Raw genomic sequence first — 16,050 nt, 5'->3', positions numbered from 1 at the left:
GCCAAATTTCCAGCATCGCTGTATTAGTTCAACAATACACATTGGAGACTATCTATGAAAAAACTTTTATTCGCTTTGCCCCTGCTTGCCTTGGCTGCCTGTGAAGGATCAATTGCCAGTGCGATTAGCGATACCGGAAAAAGCAGTTTTTCTGACGGAGAGACCATCGGAACCAGCGATGTGAATCCGGGTGATTTCGAAGGCGTTTCGCTGGCCGGTCCAGACAATGTGGTCTTCACCAGCGGCTCCGAATTTTCCATTCGTGCCGAAGGCGATGAAGAGGTTGTAGAACAATTGCGCTATAAAATTACCAATGGCCAGCTCAAAATTGGCCGCGAAAAAAGCGGCAATTGGAGTATCGGCAAGAATTCTGCGACGGTTTATGTCAGCGCTCCATCCTTGAAGAGCGCCAAGCTGGCAGGATCGGGTGATATGTCGGTTGACGAAATGGACGGTGAAGAGGCCAAGGTCAGCATTGCCGGCTCCGGTAACATCACCGTCTCAGCGCTGAAAACAGCATCGTTGAGCACCAAAATTGCCGGCTCCGGAAATGCCAATTTATCCGGCGATGCAGACAATGTATCCATTTCCATCGCGGGCTCCGGTGATGTCAAAGGCAAGTCCCTAAACGCAGATTCGGCAACTATAAAAATAGCCGGCAGCGGCGATGTTGCCTTATCTTCTGAAGGCGCGGTAGACGCCAAAATAGTCGGCTCTGGTGATATCCGCGTTCACGGGAACGCTACCTGCACGGTTAAGGCCGCAGGATCAGGGAAAGTCACTTGCAGCTAAGTCTTCGCTAACGATTTCACTTTCCTACCAGATCGTCCCCCGGATCATCCCTCTGCTAGCCTGGAGACAGCAAAAAAGGATAATCTAGATAGCCGCCGACTATCACAGACAAGTTTCGGATAGGCAAAGCTAAGTCGCTTTGCTGTGGATTGGTGAGTCCTTCAAACCCATGCATCCCTTGCATGCATTTTGGATTGGAATATTTCTCCGCTATAGAGTGGGCCTTGACTGTTTGTTGCGCAACGAAAGGCCGGTTCATGTCTGATAATCAACCCCGTCCAAGAGCGGGATCCCAACCCAATTTTTGGGAAAAACACGCCGTCCCGCGAATTATAAAATTTGCATGTTCACAGCCCGCGGTGATGAAAGACCGCAGCGAAGTCGTGCCCAAAGCCAAGGGCCATGTGCTGGAATTGGGCTGCGGCGGCGGGATAAACTTGCAATTTTACGACCGAACCAAAATTGATAAGCTCACCGGGCTCGACCCTTCCGCCGAATTGTTGGATTACACGCGCAGCGAGGCCCAGGATCGCGGTTTCGATATGGAGATCTTAAACGGTATCGGAGAAGCAATGCCGTTTGAGCCGGATAGTTTCGACACCATACTCACCACTTTTACCCTTTGTTCAGTTCAAGATGGTAAACAAGTTCTGAACGAAATGCGGCGCGTCTTAAAGCCAGGGGGTAAGATCTTGTTTCTCGAACATGGTCGCGCTCCTGACAAAGGGCCGGAAAAATGGCAACAGCGGATTGAACCGATGTGGAAACATATCGCCGGTGGTTGCCATCTGCACCGTCCCGTTTCGAAGCTGTTTACAGCAGAAGGGTTCGCGTTGCAGGAAGAAGGCGGCCACTATGCACCGAAAACGCCCCGGTGGTTGGGCTGGATGGAATTTGGAGAAGCGCGTCCACTATGAAATATTTTCTGATTTTTTTATCAGCGCTGTCGGCAGTATATTTGTCACCAGCTGAGGCTGCTGAACGCAAATATTCAATTTCTAGCTTTGAAGATGTCCGGATCATTGGCAATGTGAACGTCTTTATTTCTACCGACAAAGGTGTTTCTGCCCGCGCAGAAGCCGCCAGTCGCGAAATATTGGATCGCGTATTGCTGCGCAAAAACGGCAGTCAGTTAATTGTCTCTATCCGCCCCAAAGCGGGAGATAATAGCCGGTTTTCTGCGGAAGAACCGGTTACCGTCACACTCAGCAGCTATGTTGTCAAATCCATTACCCATTCTGGTTCTGGCACCGTGTCATTAGACAAATTGGGTGGCCGCGACCCCAAAGCGCGATTAACCGGTTTCGGTGTGTTGACGATTAACGATGTTGCCGGTGACACGCTCAGCGTTGCGATGAATGGCGGCGGCCAGATGGTCATGGCTGGAACAGCCACGAAGGCGACCATACAATTGCTCGGATCCAGCATCTTTGACGGATCGCAACTGACCTTGGAAACGTTGAAACTCGTGCAACGCGGTCCAGCCAGCAGTCATATTTTTGTCGAAAAGCAAGTCGATATATCGAATAGCGGAACCGGCCAGATCAGAATTGATGGTCGTCCGAATTGTAGCGTCAAATCAGGCGGATCCGCTGATATTATCTGCGACCCTAAACGCTAAAATTTCCGAATTATTCTATGTACTTCTATGCTTTAGTGAACTGTTCCGATGGATTGATCAATCGACAACAGGACACAAAGTCGTTCCACTTGGCGCCATTTGCAATAGTGGAGATGGTTACCCACAGCGCGGCTTTTATCCGCCCGATTGGCCGCTTCAAGTCCCGCTTCCTCACCAAAATTGGTAATCAGCTGCTCGGCGTCGGAAAAACTGGTGGAGTCTATAAATACGGGTAGTTGCAAAACAGGCTCCTGTGCAAAATAGGCAAGGCCCTTTGGCCATGCTGGTCAAGCAAAGGGTCTAGCCAAGAGGAATGGAAATTCCGTCAAAGGCGATGGTGAACAAAAGCTTATTTTTTGGTAGGCAAAGTCATGTGGCCAACAGCAACCGGTCGTGGCATGACGACAGGACAGGCAATATTGAGGGTAAGATGACGGACAGCAAAAACGCGGAACCCGGCAGCAACAAAAATGCAGGCGGCTTTTTTTTGGCCATGGGCTGTATATTGGGCGTTGTCGTGGGCAGCCTTCTCGGGCAACCGTCCATGGGTTTTATCGGTGGACTGCTGGCCGGCGGACTTGTTGCTGTTGCGATTTGGTATTTTGATCGGAAAAATAACGGATAGGCAGCCACAAACGGCGCAGCCAATCCAATAGCGCGCTTGTCATCATCGGCACCGCTTCCTATTATCAGACCATGCTAAAACATTTTCGCAATATATCGATTTTGGTGATTTTGATCGTCATTGGTGCCGGCTATTATTTCACGCGCGGCGATACGGCGCGCTTGCCGCTTGAAGCCACAACAGGCGTTAAACCGGAAATTACCAATGTTCGAACCGAGAAATTTCCGACCATTAATATCGCCGAGGCTTCACCATGGGAAGCCGATCAAAGCCCCGTTGCCGCAGATGGCCTCAAGGTTGAACGATTCGCCGAAGGCTTGGACCATCCCCGATCGATGTTGCGCTTGCCCAATGGCGATATCCTGGTCGCTGAGACCAACAGTCCGCCGCGCACCAATAGCGGTATCGAAGGCTGGATCATGCGCAACCTGATGAGCAAAGCGGGCGCTGGTACAGCTTCGGCCAATCGGATCAGCTTGCTGCGCGATACAGATGCGGATGGCAAAGTGGATGAAAAATTCGCCTTTCTGGAAAATCTCAACTCCCCCTTTGGCATGGTATTGGTGAACGACCTATTATATGTTGCCAATACCAATAATGTCATGGCTTATCCTTATGCGACCGGCGACACGAACATTACAGCCGAAGGCCGAAAAGTGGCCAATCTCAATGCGCGGGCGCCGAACAACCATTGGACACGCAATTTAATCGCCAGTCCGGACGGCAAATATCTTTTCATCGCTGTTGGCTCCAACAGCAATATTGGCGAAAATGGCATGGACAGCGAAAAAGAACGCGCTGCCGTGTTGCGCGTCGAATTAGCGACCAACAATAAGATTGTCTATTCTGATGGTCTGCGCAATCCGGTCGGCTTGGCCTATGAGCCAACGAGCGGGAAGCTTTGGACTGTTGTTAACGAACGCGACATGCTCGGTAGCGACATGGTTCCCGACTATCTCACCGAAGTACTATTTGCTTCCCACTATGGTTGGCCCTGGCATTTTTGGCGCGGCCATATTGACCCTAGAGTTGAGCCGAAAAACCTTGATCATCGGCAATATGAACGGCGACCAGATTATGCGCTGGGCGCCCATGTCGCGCCTCTTGGCCTGGCCTTTTCTCATGGCCAAGCCTTGGGAGCAGCTTTTGATAGCGGGGCGGTCGTTGCCCGCCATGGCTCTTGGAACCGCAAACCCTTATCGGGCTATGATGTGGTTTATGTGGCCTTTGACGGCAAAGGAAAACCACAAGGCAAACCGCAAATGCTGCTCAGCGGCTTTGTTGATAAAGAAGATAAGGCGCGAGGTCGGCCCACTATGGTCGAGTTTGATCAAAGCGGAGCGCTGCTGGTCAGCGACGATGTCGGTGGAATTATTTGGCGTGTGTCACAAAAACGCGCTGCGCAAACTCGGGCTAAAGCAACCGAGGCGCCACCGGCTAGCTAAGCTTTTTGCCAGCCCGGCCCGCCAATTCAACAATAAATTGCCATGCGACCCGGCCAGAGCGATGACCGCGCTGTTTGGCCCATGTTAGCGCCTCTTGTGGATCATAATCTAAACCATGGACCTCGCCATAGCGGGCAATCATAGCCAGATAATCCTCTTGTGATGCGGCATGAAAGCCCAAACGCAATCCAAATCGGTCCGAAAGGGCAAGCTTGTCATCAATCACATCGCGCGGATTGATCGGATCTTCTTGTTCGGACATATGTCGGGGAAGAATATGCCGCCGATTGGATGTCACATATAGGCGGATATTTTCGGGCCGTGACGCCGCGCCGCCTTCCAGAACCGAGCGCAAAATGCGCGGCGCAGCCTTGCCTTCGTCAAAGCCAATATCATCGATAAACAGGACAAATGCGCGGTCTATATTTTGCAGCTTGGCGAACAAATCGGGCAAGCTTGCAAGCTGATCGGCTCCGACTTCCACCAAGACGATATTTTTGTGTTTCTGTTGCAAGGCCCGGATCACCGATTTGGAAAGCGCCGACTTTCCCATTCCGCGTGATCCCCATAGCAAGACATCATGGGCCGCAAAGCCATCGGCAAAACGTTCGCTATTCACCCACAATTTTTCTTTTTGCCGCTCGATTGCAGTCAGCAGATCCAACCCGATCGGTTCAAAATTGTCGACCGCGACAAGCTGTTGCCCATTCCAATGAAAAGCAGACCCGCTTTCTAGAGCGGGCGCATCTTGCACTGCCGGGGACAGGCGTTCCAAGGCATTGGCAATTCTTTCCAGGGCCCTTGTGGTTTGCTCATCGCGCATGTCAGGCGGTCAATTGATCGCTATCAAGCTGATATAAAATCTGCGCACCAGCCATTGCCGCTGGTTTCAAGCCAATGGCCTCGGGTACCAAATGATCGAGATAATAGCGGGTCGTCACCAGCTTTGCTTTCAAAAATGGATCATTGCCATCTACCAATTGCGCCTCGGCAATGCGTTGCTGTTTTTTCATCAACATGCCGCAAGTGGCGGTCGCCACCATTGTCATAAACGGATAGCTGCCAGCCAATCGGTCATCAATAGAAGCCTCTCCGCCAGTCATCCATGTCGCGACATCTTCCACCATCATCGCCAATGTCATCAACCCGTCTTCATCTTGAGCTTCGGCCTTGATATCAGCAATGAGGCTGGCCATCGCATCACCGCCATCCAATCCCAATTTTCTGCCGACCAGATCAGCAGCCTGGATGCCGTTCGTCCCTTCATATATTGGTGCAATCCGGGCATCGCGAAAATGTTGCGCGGCTCCAGTTTCTTCTACAAAACCCATACCGCCATGCACTTGCACGCCAATAGACGCCACCTCATTGCCAATATCCGTGCCATAACCCTTGATTAGAGGAGTTAAAATTTCGGCGCGCGACTTTGCGCCTTCCAACGCTAGCGTAGCCCCATCGACATAGGATGTGGCATAATAGAGCAAGGCGCGGGCGGCCTGAGTCAGCGCCTTGCTGCGCAATATCATCCGCCGCACATCCGGATGCTCAATAATCGCGACCGGTGTTTTGTTTCCGCTACCCGCCCGTGCTGATTGAACCCGTTCCATGGCATAGTGAATAGCCTGCTGGGTTGCGCGCTCGGCAATTTGAACGCCTTGCGAACCGACATTTATCCGCGCATTGTTCATCATCGTGAACATCGCTTTCATGCCGCCAAATTCGCCGCCTATCATTTCACCGATACAGGCATCATTTTCGCCATAAGCCATGACACAAGTCGGCGACGCGTGAATGCCCAGCTTATGCTCGATCGATACACAGGTGACATCATTGGGAGCCGCACTTTTTCCTTCGGCGTCCAAATGAAATTTAGGGACAATGAACAAGGATATGCCCCGCGTTCCTTCCGGCGCGTCCGGCGTGCGTGCCAGCACCAGATGAATAATATTGTCGGTGAGATCATGCTCGCCAAAAGTAATATAGATTTTCTGGCCCTTGATCTTATATTTCCCGGCATGCTCGCCTTCCGCAATCGGTTCGGCAGTGGAGCGCAATGCCCCGACATCGGAACCGGCTTGTGGTTCAGTCAAATTCATCGTTCCGGTCCATTCACCGGATATCATTTTTTCCAAATATGTAGCTTTCTGCTCGTCATTGCCATGGGCATGAATAGCTTCGACAGCGCCAAAGCTGAGCATCGGGCATAAAGTAAAAGCAAAATTGGCCGCACCGCAGGTTTCGAGAATCAAAGCTGACAAGGAATAAGGTAAGCCTTGTCCGCCAAATTCCTCTGGGCCGTCAATCGAGGCCCATCCGCCTGCGACAAATTGGCTATAAGCGTCTTTAAACCCAGCCGGCATGGTCACATTGCCATCCTGCCATAGCGCGCCGACCGTATCGCCAGTGCGATTTATCGGCGCAAATTCGCCCGCGGCAAACTGCCCGATGCCCTCGACTATCGCTTCAACCATATCTTCACTCGCCCCGGAGAAGCGTTCATGCTCAGCCAATGCACCGACATTGGCTATATGTTTCAGAACGAAATTTTGTTCCCGGCTGGGCGCTGTAAAGCTCATCTTTTATCTATCCGCTATTGCTTGAAATCTTGCTGGGCTATAGCGCCCTATCATGTCTGGCTCAAATGATCATATTGACGAAAATACGCGACGCTACGGCAATCAGCCGCTATCGGCAGCGGTGGCTAGCCTTCATGCCGGCGGCTTGGTCGTTATTCCGACCGAAACCGTCTATGGTTTGGCAGCCGATTCGACCAATAGCGATGCCATTGCCGACATTTATCGCACCAAAAGCCGTCCGGACTTCAATCCCCTCATTGTCCATATTGCGCATCTCGAAATGGCGGAAAAACTCGGCCAGTTTAATGTCTTGGCGCGGCGTGTCGCAGCAGCCTTCTGGCCCGGTCCGCTAACCATTATTGTTCCGCGGCAGCAAGATTGCCCGGTGGTTCCGGCGGTAACCGCGGGCTTGGACACCATTGCCTTGCGCTGTCCAGCGCACCCGCTGATGCAAGAATTGCTCACCCTATCCGGCCTCTATCTCGCGGCACCCTCCGCCAATAAAAGCGGCAAGATCAGTCCCACCACGCCCGACCATGTGCGGCGGAGCCTGGGTACCGCCGCGCCGATGATTTTAGATGGTGGACCCTGTGAAAGCGGCATTGAATCGACGATTGTCGCTGTCCGCGGTGACGATTATGACATTCTTCGAGAAGGCCCGATTACAGCCGGCGATCTTCAAAATCAGATTGGAAAACCTGCATTAGTTCCGGACAGGAAGAAAATCGAAGCGCCGGGACAATTGGATAGCCATTATGCGCCCTCCAAACCCCTTCGCCTCAATGCCAAGAGCGCTGAAAATGACGAATTTTATATCGGTTTTGGCACCTATGAAGGTGATATGAACTTGGCACCAAGTGGAGATCTCGCTCAAGCTGCTGCCGGTCTGTTCGCCGCGCTCCACCAAGCTGATGCCAGCGACCACGCCGATATCGCCGTTGCGCCTATTCCGCAACATGGCATTGGCGCGGCGATTAACGATCGTTTGCGCCGCGCAGCGCACTAAGCCGCTTTCTCTGTTACATAGATTTACGCTGCCTCATTTGGAAATTTCCCGCAATTGGTTTAGTTTGCTGCGATCCGGCCATACGATGCCGTGAATAAATTGAGGGGAGTGCAGCCTATGACGGCTATTCAAAAATCTTTAGCGGAATTTATCGGTACATTTTGGCTCGTTTTTGGCGGGTGTGGTAGCGCGGTTATTGCTGCTGCCTTTCCAGATGTTGGCATCGGCCTATTGGGTGTATCGCTGGCCTTCGGATTGACCGTTGTGACCATGGCCTATGCCATCGGCCATATTAGCGGGTGTCACCTGAACCCGGCGGTTACCATCGGACTATGGGCAGGCGGGCGGTTCCCAGCCAATGAAATCCCGGTCTATATTATTGCACAAGTGGTGGGCGCTGTCGCCGCCGCTGCCGTGCTCTATCTGATCGCTAGTGGCGCACCAAGCTATGACATTGCGGTCAATGGATTGGCCACAAACGGTGTCGGTGAAAAATCACCAGGCGGCTATGCAATGGGCGCTGGCATTGCCATTGAGGTCTTGCTGACATTCTTTTTCTTGATGATCATTTTGGGGGCCACAGACGGCCGTGCACCAGCCGGATTTGCGCCTTTGGCCATAGGCTTGGGTCTCACTCTGATTCATCTGATCAGCATTCCAGTAACCAATACTTCGGTTAATCCCGCGCGGAGCACGGGCCCGGCCTTAATCGAAGGCGGTATCGCGCTGTCTCAGCTGTGGATATTCTGGATTGCACCTATTGTCGGTGCTGTTTTGGCCGGCATTGCTTACAAGATTATCGGCGGAGATGACAAAAATAACGCCGGGACAGAAAGCTAGCTTTCTCTTCCCAAAGGATAAATATAAACCTCAAGGGCCGGGCAATTGTCCGGCCCTTTTGGTTGCAATATGCAATTTTTTATTGGTCACAGCGATTTAGCGACTTATGAAGGGGTCACTAGAGAGGACTAATTTGAGATTATGGTGGGGCGCAGTCAAACATCATTCAGCCACAAGTCTCTGGCTATAGCAGCCTCGCTTTTGCTGATCGGATGCAGTCGGACAGAAGCCGAAGAACCACCCAAAAGCCGACAAGCGATCCCGGCAGCGACCATTGTCGCGCAATTTGCCAGTCAAAATGAAACGCTCACTGCCGCCGGAACAGTCCGTTTGCGGCGAGAGACCGCATTGGGATTTACCACAGCAGGGCAAGTTGCTTCGGTGCGCTTTGAAGAAGGCGACCGAGTGAAACGCGGGGCAACGCTTGCGGCGCTTGACGATAGCACGGTTTCAGCGAGCCTGGAATCAGCCAAAGCGGAACGGGACCGCGCAAAGTCGCAATTTGCGCGTGTCAAATCGCTTTATGCCGATGGATGGGTAACCAAAGCGCAATTGGAACAAGCCGAATCTGCAATGCGTGCGGCACAGGCGCAAGTGAATGCGAGCAATTTTGCTAGCCGGACTTCGCATATTCATGCCCCAAGCAATGGGATTATTCTCAGCCGGAATATCGATCAAGGGCAGATTGTCACAGCCGGATCCACTGCTTTGATATTGGGCGAAACCGACAAAGGTTTTGTTCTCAAAGTCCCGCTCACCGATGCAGATGCCTCTCGGGTGCGCTCGGGAATGCGCGCGTTGGTCACGATTTCAGCTGTTTCTGATGCACCGCTCGAAGCGGTTGTCAGCGAAAAAGACGGCCGCGCCGATGAGCAAACCGGAACGTTTGAAATAAGCTTTCTACTGCCTGACAATTCGCGTCTCCGATCGGGGCAATTGGGAACGGTTGAGATTGAAGTTTCGCGGGATAATGACGGTTCGATTGCCGTACCTGCCACGGCAATTTTTGGTGTCCGGTCTGGAGAAGGCCTGGTTTATATTGTGGATCAAGAAAAGCGCGTGAAAGCCCGCAACGTGATCCTTGGCAAACTGACGGACAATAGCCTGGAAATAACCGCGGGTCTGACGGAAGGCGAAATTGTGGTTGCGCGCGGCGTCGAAAAATTACGCGATGGCGACAGCATCAAACCGATCAGCAAGAAGCAATGATCAACGCTCCATTTCCCTTGGTGAGTCATCTGTGAATGCTCGCTAAATTTGTCATAAACCGGTGGCAGCTCACTCTCATCCTATTCTCGCTGCTCGTCATATTGGGGATTAGCGCGCTGTCTAACATCACCCGCGCGGTTGATCCTCATTTTCCTATTCCGGTCGTTAGCATCATCGCGATTTTACCGGGTGCTGATGCGCAGGACATGGAAGAAACAATAGCCAAGCCGATTGAAGAAGCCGTTCAAAGCTTAGACGATATCAAGGAAGTGCGGTCTAACAGCACCGACGGCGGCAGCACCATCACGGTTGAATTTACCGATTGGACCGGCGATGTTGAAGGATATTTTGACGACGTCGTCCGCGAGGTAAATGCCATTCGCGATAGCCTACCGCCCAATCTGCAACGATTGGAATTTCGCAAGGTCCGCACCACTGAAGCTGCAGTATTGCAACTGGCTCTGGTCAGCGAAACCGCGTCTTGGCGGCGAATGGAAAAATATGCCGACGATCTGGTCGACAATTTGACCCGCTATCCCGGCGTCCGGGAATCCCGCATATTTGGTTTGCCGCAGCCGGAAATCAGTGTCGAAGTCGATCCCGCACGCCTTTCAGAATTGCGCGTTCCGGCCAATGCCGTTGCCGATGCCTTGCGACAAGGCGGAATAGAATTGCCTGGCGGCGCTGTGCAAAGCGGCAATCGTCGTCTCAATGTCAAAGCCGGAGGAGCGTTTCGCGATCTCGAGACCATCAGTTCGCTGCCGCTTCGCGCAGCCGATGGCGCTTTGCTCACCGTCGAGGACGTCGCCACTGTCAAATGGGGCGCGGCGGAGCAAATTTATCGCACGCGGCATAATGGCAAACGCGCCGTTATCGTGACGGCCACCCAAAAAGACGGCATTGATGTCACGCGATTACGCAAACAACTCAATGTCGAATTGGAAAATCAGCAGGCCATATTGCCTCCCGATATCAAGCTGGAGCTACAATTTGATCAAAGCCGCGATGTGACCCGACGCCTGGATGAACTAACCCGCGATTTTGCCATTGCCGTGGGCTTGGTGATTTTCACGCTATTGCCTCTTGGCCGGCGCGCATCGGCAATGGTCATGATTTCCATTCCCCTCTCCTTGGCTTCCGGGCTGCTCGTGCTCTATTCGATGGGTTATAATCTCAGTCAGCTTTCCATTGCCGGTTTCATCGTCTCGCTCGGCTTGTTGGTTGATGACAGTATCGTGGTCACCGAAAATATTGCGCGCCATTTGCGGATGGGGAAAGCCCGAACCCAAGCGGCGATAGAAGGCACGCTGGAAATTCGCGGGGCAGTGATTGGATCGACTTTTGTCTTGATTTTTGCGTTTGCACCGCTGCTCTTTCTACCAGGCGGCGCGGGCTCTTATACCCGTTCTTTCTATTTGGCGATCATGATGACCGTTGCTGCATCACTGGTGATTTCGCTTTCCCTCATCCCGTTTCTGGCCAGTCATCTGCTCCGGCGAGATGAAAACCCAGAAGGCAATGCCTTGCTGCGCTGGTTGAACGAAAAAATTCAAAAAGTTTACAGCCCGCTTTTGCATATTGCTTTAGGCGCGCCGCGTCGGACCGTTATTATTGCTATGCTTTTATGTACGTCCGCTTTTGGTCTTGTTCCGCTGATGGGTTTCTCGCTTTTCCCCAATTCCGATTCCCCCTATTTCCGAGTGTCGGTCGAAACCGAGCAAGGCAGCAGCTTGGACCAAACAGACCAGGTAGTGAGCCAAGTGGCAAAAATTATGGCGGCGGAGCCCGCCATAAAAGTGCGTGCAGAAAATATCGGGGCCGGCAATCCCCAAGTATTCTACAATATTTTCGTCAGTGCAGAGCGCACAAATTATGGGGAAATATTGGCCGTAATGGACGAATGGGATGCCGATGAAGGACCCAGATTAGTGTCCCGGCTGCGAGAAAAATTTGATGCCATTGCCGGCGCTCGGGTAAAGTTGGAACCATTTCAAAATGGCCCTCCGATTGAAGCCCCGGTCGCGATAGAGATATCCGGCCAACAGCTGGACATATTGAAAGACTTGGCCGGGCAGGTCGAAGATATTTTACGCGACACAAAGGGCGCGCGCGATATCAATAACCCCATCGGAACGGACAAGATTGACCTTGATATTGGTTTGAATGCTCAAAAGGCGGCCTTGCTCAACATTCCGCCAGGCGAAGCACGGCGGGCAATTCAATTGGCGATTAGCGGCGAACGGGCCGCTACGTTCCGGGATGAGGAAGGTGATAACTATCCGGTGACGGTCCGACTGCCTTTAAATGGCACCCAACCTGTATCGGTTTTGGATGATATTTATCTGGCAACACGAAGCGGCGCGCCAGTGGCATTGTCCCAGGTGACCAATCCCAAATTGACCAATGTCCCTCCGCAGATTCAGCGACGCCAGCTAGAACGCTCGGTGTCGGTCACCGCGCAGTTGGAATATAATGAAGTGGCGTCCATCGTCACCAACAAGGCCGTGCGGAAAATTGAAAAAATTGATTTCCCGGATGGCTATTCTTTTTCGGTCGGCGGTGAAAGCGAGTCAATCGGCGACACATTTGGTGATCTCGGGCCGATTGTTTTCACGGCAATATTGTTGATTTTGGCGATATTGGTTGCTGAGTTCGGGCGCTTTAGAGAGACGATTGTCGTCGCCGGCGTCATTCCCCTGGGAACATTTGGCGGATTAATCGCGCAATATCTGAGCGGCAGCGCCCTAAGCTTCATGGGCGTGATTGGGTTTATCGCGCTGATCGGAATTGAGATTAAAAATTCCATCCTGCTTGTCGATTTTACAGCGCAATTGCGCGAAAGAGGCATGCCGCTACGGGATGCAATTGAAAAAGCTGGTGAGGTCCGTTTCCTCCCGGTGCTGCTCACGTCGGTAACAGCCATTGGAGGTTTGCTGCCATTGGCGCTGCTCGGCGGGACCCTTTACGCGCCCGTAGCGATTATCATTATTGGCGGATTGATCAGTTCGACCTTGCTTTCCCGCGTCGTGACCCCAGCTATGTATTTGCTCATTGCACGACGTGATGAAGAGAAGAAAAATGGTGACGGCGCGGCCCCTGATCTCACGGTGCCTGCCTAAAAGGAGTGTATAATGACCATGCAGGATGCAATTTTTGCCGGTGGCTGTTTCTGGTGTACCGAAGCTATATTCAACGATATTGCTGGCGTGCACAGCGTGGAAAGCGGCTATATTGGCGGCTCCAATGCCAATCCCTCTTATCGGCAAGTCTGCTCGGGTACGACCGGCCATGCAGAGGGGATTAAATTGCAATATGATCCTGAGCGGGTTTCTTATGACGATCTGCTCGCAATATTTTTCGCCACACATGACCCCACCCAGCTAAACCGGCAAGGCAATGACATTGGGACGCAATATCGATCCGCTATATTTCCGTTAGATGAGGCGCAGCGCGCGGCTGCAGTGGCCGCGATTGAGCGCGTCAGCGCAGATCATGCGGATCCGATTGTGACAACAATAGAAGGTCCGGCAACCTGGTATGTTGCCGAGGATTACCATCAACAATATTGGGCAGACGAAGGGCGTGGAAATCCCTATTGTGTTGCCACCATCCCCCCGAAATTGCAAAAACTGCGCACCAGTTTTGCTGATAAGCTAAAGGACTGAATTCGTGTCTCAAAAACCTATTAAAAAAGCCGTATTCCCTGTCGCAGGCATGGGGACCCGTTTTCTTCCGGCGACGAAAGTCATGCCAAAGGAATTATTCCCCATCGTTGATCGGCCATTATTGCAATATGCCGTGGATGAAGCGTTGGAAGCGGGCATCGAACAAATGATCTTCGTCAATGGGCGCGGAAAAGGAATGATCGAGGATCATTTTGATCTCGCTTATGAGCTGGAACGCACCATGGGTGATCGGGGCAAGGACGGATCGGTCCTCGACGGAACTCGGCTCACACCTGGCAATAGCGTCTTCGTTCGCCAACAAGAACCGCTGGGACTAGGCCATGCAATCTGGTGCGCGCGCGATATTATTGGCGATGAACCATTTGCGATTTTCCTGCCCGATGAGTTCATGGTTGGCAGCCCGGGCTGCATGCGCCAAATGGTCAATGCCTATGAAAAGCTGGGTGGCAATATTGTCTGCGCTTTGGAAATTCCCATTGAAGACACGCCTTCTTACGGGGTCATCGACCCGGGATATCGGGATGGACCGATAACGGAAGTCAAAGGGCTGGTTGAAAAGCCCGCAGCGGGTACGGCGCCTTCCAATCTCATATTGCCCGGCCGCTATATCTTGCAACCGGAAGTAATGCGCATTCTTGAGACGCAAGAAGCCGGGGCTGGTGGCGAAATTCAACTGACCGATGCCATGGCACAGATGATTGGCAAACAAGCTTTTCACGGCATGACCTTTGACGGCCATCGCTATGATTGCGGGTCCAAAGCAGGCTATGTCGAAGCAAATCTTGCATTGGCACTCGCGCATCCGGAAATTGGCAGCGATATTCGCACAATAGCAGAAAAGCTTTTGGCGAAATCATAGGCTTATCCGTTTGAAATAGACTGTTCAGCCGGTCTTCATTGATCACCGTCCACAACGGCCGTGAGGAGATAATCATGCGCACATCTGCTATCATCACCACAATTCTGGTCAGCATTTCGCTCAGCGGCTGCGTTGCCAGCAAGATCGTCACTGCGCCATTCAAAGCGGCGGGCACAGTGGTCGAGACGGCGGTGGATGCGACCACGCAAACCCAGTCTGAAAAAGAGGAAGATGTCGGGCGGCGGGTATTAGCCGAACGTAAACAACAACGCGAAGTCTGTCTTGATCGCGCAGAAACCAAAGTCGAACGCAAACAATGCAAGCGGGACTACGAGGATAATTGACCTAGAACTTGGCTTCTTGCGTTAATAATGGAGGCGCAAATTTGCCGTTTCTGGTTTTCGCATTGGTCATTTTTTTCAACTCTTCTGCAAATAATTTGACCCGTTTTTTCCAACGGTAATGAGTCGAGGCTGAAAAAATTCCTTTGCCATAGCGCTTGCCGTAACGCGTCCAAAAACGGATCGCGGCCTGCGGGTCATAGCCCGCATTGGCCATCAACCATACCGATAGCCGGTCGGCTTCAATTTCCGCCGCCTTTATCCGTCCGGCACTTTTTCCAAATTGACCAAAAAAACCACGATTAACTTTCAACGCGTTGAGGCGGTCGCGATGCTTGAGTATATTATGCGCCAATTCATGCGCCGCAATGGCGGCCAGTTCATTGTCATCGACAACATATTCCGCCAGAGTTGAGCTGACGCTGACCATTTTCCCATCGGCCGATGCTTCGCGGCTTTTGCTCACCCGGATCTGGAATTGGCTAGGACAGGTCCGCGCCGCCTTTAATATTTCAGAATATTTTTGATTTTCGCGGGTGAGGGTCAAGGCAACTTCACCGCTGGCAGCCGATTGGGCGAGATGATCTTTAACCGCAGCGATACGGCGATATTCCGCCTTTTCATCCGCCAGTTTCTGTTGATCAACCATAATATTCTCAATCGGCTGGCCCGCAATATCTATAATATTATCGCCGACGGCCAGCTGCGCCAATGCCGCGGGACTGCCCAAAGCAATAGCATTTATCGCAATAGGGTGATCAAAACCAAACGCGCGCCGCGCCATGCTTTTATTGCCATATTGGTCAATATCATGGATCAATAATCCAAGATTGGAAATCGTGGTGGGGCAAAATTCAGCATTGGCCGACGCCAAACGATAACCCACATTGTGAAGCCGTTGATCAAGCTTTTGCAAAGCCTGGAGGGATTGTATCGCTTCCGGCACGGGCGGTTGCTGGCTGCTTTGGGCGGAAAGATGAACCGGCAACAGCAGATATACAGCGCTCAGGGCTAAAAAAATCAGACGGATCATCGGCTTCATCTAACCAA

The 16,050-nt window shown here is 52.2% G+C and carries 16 protein-coding genes; 12 read left to right on the top strand and 4 right to left on the bottom strand.

Going from position 1 to position 16,050, the window contains the following annotated elements; translation table 11 throughout:
• Nucleotides 1-54: 54 nt before the first annotated feature.
• The 3 genes from ABJU74_RS09485 to ABJU74_RS09475 all read left to right on the top strand — a co-directional run bounded on the left by ABJU74_RS09485 (nt 55) and on the right by ABJU74_RS09475 (nt 2,413).
• On the top strand, nt 55-792 hold the full coding sequence (locus tag ABJU74_RS09485) for a head GIN domain-containing protein (RefSeq protein WP_348383262.1): 738 nt from the start codon (nt 55-57) through the stop codon (nt 790-792).
• Between the two features lie 257 nt (nt 793-1,049).
• Nucleotides 1,050-1,709 carry a class I SAM-dependent methyltransferase gene (locus ABJU74_RS09480; RefSeq protein WP_348383263.1) on the top strand — a complete coding sequence of 220 codons (660 nt, stop codon included), beginning with the start codon at nt 1,050-1,052 and terminating at the stop codon, nt 1,707-1,709.
• Nucleotides 1,706-2,413, top strand: a complete 708-nt coding sequence (locus ABJU74_RS09475; protein ID WP_348383264.1) for a DUF2807 domain-containing protein — start codon at nt 1,706-1,708, stop codon at nt 2,411-2,413. The genes ABJU74_RS09480 and ABJU74_RS09475 overlap by 4 nt, the downstream gene beginning before the upstream one ends.
• A 32-nt stretch (nt 2,414-2,445) precedes the next feature.
• Here the strand turns inward: ABJU74_RS09475 and ABJU74_RS09470 are convergent, their stop codons facing one another.
• The gene (locus tag ABJU74_RS09470) at nt 2,446-2,655 is read right to left on the bottom strand and encodes a hypothetical protein (RefSeq protein WP_348383265.1); all 210 of its coding nucleotides are present in this window, start codon (nt 2,653-2,655) and stop codon (nt 2,446-2,448) included.
• Between the two features lie 131 nt (nt 2,656-2,786).
• On the opposite strand from ABJU74_RS09470, the gene ABJU74_RS09465 reads away from it, so the two are divergent.
• A complete protein-coding gene (locus tag ABJU74_RS09465; RefSeq protein WP_348383266.1) occupies nt 2,787-3,038 on the top strand; it encodes a hypothetical protein in 252 nt (83 codons plus the stop codon).
• A gap of 71 nt (nt 3,039-3,109) precedes the next feature.
• Nucleotides 3,110-4,483: a sorbosone dehydrogenase family protein gene (locus ABJU74_RS09460; RefSeq protein WP_348383267.1), complete on the top strand. Its 1,374-nt coding sequence runs from the start codon at nt 3,110-3,112 to the stop codon at nt 4,481-4,483.
• On the opposite strand, the gene ABJU74_RS09455 is transcribed toward ABJU74_RS09460, so the two are convergent.
• Nucleotides 4,476-5,306, bottom strand: a complete 831-nt coding sequence (locus tag ABJU74_RS09455) for an ATP-binding protein (protein WP_348383268.1) — start codon at nt 5,304-5,306, stop codon at nt 4,476-4,478. The two genes, ABJU74_RS09460 and ABJU74_RS09455, sit on opposite strands and share 8 nt — an antisense overlap.
• A gap of 1 nt (nt 5,307) precedes the next feature.
• A complete protein-coding gene (locus ABJU74_RS09450; protein ID WP_348383269.1) occupies nt 5,308-7,059 on the bottom strand; it encodes an acyl-CoA dehydrogenase in 1,752 nt (583 codons plus the stop codon).
• A gap of 52 nt (nt 7,060-7,111) precedes the next feature.
• On the opposite strand from ABJU74_RS09450, the gene ABJU74_RS09445 reads away from it, so the two are divergent.
• The 7 genes from ABJU74_RS09445 to ABJU74_RS09415 all read left to right on the top strand — a co-directional run bounded on the left by ABJU74_RS09445 (nt 7,112) and on the right by ABJU74_RS09415 (nt 15,003).
• Nucleotides 7,112-8,065 (top strand): L-threonylcarbamoyladenylate synthase, encoded by a 954-nt coding sequence (locus ABJU74_RS09445; protein ID WP_348383270.1) that lies wholly within the window; start codon nt 7,112-7,114, stop codon nt 8,063-8,065.
• A 117-nt stretch (nt 8,066-8,182) separates the two neighbouring features.
• Nucleotides 8,183-8,905 (top strand): aquaporin Z, encoded by a 723-nt coding sequence (gene aqpZ, locus ABJU74_RS09440; protein WP_348383271.1) that lies wholly within the window; start codon nt 8,183-8,185, stop codon nt 8,903-8,905.
• Nucleotides 8,906-9,046: 141 nt separating this feature from the next.
• On the top strand, nt 9,047-10,114 hold the full coding sequence (locus ABJU74_RS09435; RefSeq protein WP_348383272.1) for an efflux RND transporter periplasmic adaptor subunit: 1,068 nt from the start codon (nt 9,047-9,049) through the stop codon (nt 10,112-10,114).
• 35 nt (nt 10,115-10,149) lie between these two features.
• The gene (locus tag ABJU74_RS09430) at nt 10,150-13,233 is read left to right on the top strand and encodes an efflux RND transporter permease subunit (protein ID WP_348383273.1); all 3,084 of its coding nucleotides are present in this window, start codon (nt 10,150-10,152) and stop codon (nt 13,231-13,233) included.
• Nucleotides 13,234-13,251: 18 nt separating this feature from the next.
• Nucleotides 13,252-13,779 carry a peptide-methionine (S)-S-oxide reductase MsrA gene (gene msrA, locus ABJU74_RS09425; RefSeq protein WP_348384003.1) on the top strand — a complete coding sequence of 176 codons (528 nt, stop codon included), beginning with the start codon at nt 13,252-13,254 and terminating at the stop codon, nt 13,777-13,779.
• 4 nt (nt 13,780-13,783) lie between these two features.
• On the top strand, nt 13,784-14,659 hold the full coding sequence (locus tag ABJU74_RS09420; RefSeq protein WP_348383274.1) for a UTP--glucose-1-phosphate uridylyltransferase: 876 nt from the start codon (nt 13,784-13,786) through the stop codon (nt 14,657-14,659).
• 74 nt (nt 14,660-14,733) lie between these two features.
• Nucleotides 14,734-15,003 carry a DUF6726 family protein gene (locus ABJU74_RS09415; RefSeq protein ID WP_348383275.1) on the top strand — a complete coding sequence of 90 codons (270 nt, stop codon included), beginning with the start codon at nt 14,734-14,736 and terminating at the stop codon, nt 15,001-15,003.
• 1 nt (nt 15,004) lies between these two features.
• Here the strand turns inward: ABJU74_RS09415 and ABJU74_RS09410 are convergent, their stop codons facing one another.
• A complete protein-coding gene (locus ABJU74_RS09410; RefSeq protein ID WP_348383276.1) occupies nt 15,005-16,042 on the bottom strand; it encodes a M48 family metallopeptidase in 1,038 nt (345 codons plus the stop codon).
• Between the last annotated feature and the right edge of the window lie 8 nt (nt 16,043-16,050).

This window comes from Parasphingorhabdus sp., assembly GCF_039982415.1.
In the GTDB taxonomy this organism is placed as follows: domain Bacteria; phylum Pseudomonadota; class Alphaproteobacteria; order Sphingomonadales; family Sphingomonadaceae; genus Parasphingorhabdus.
This window is presented reverse-complemented; position numbering and strand designations above follow the sequence as displayed.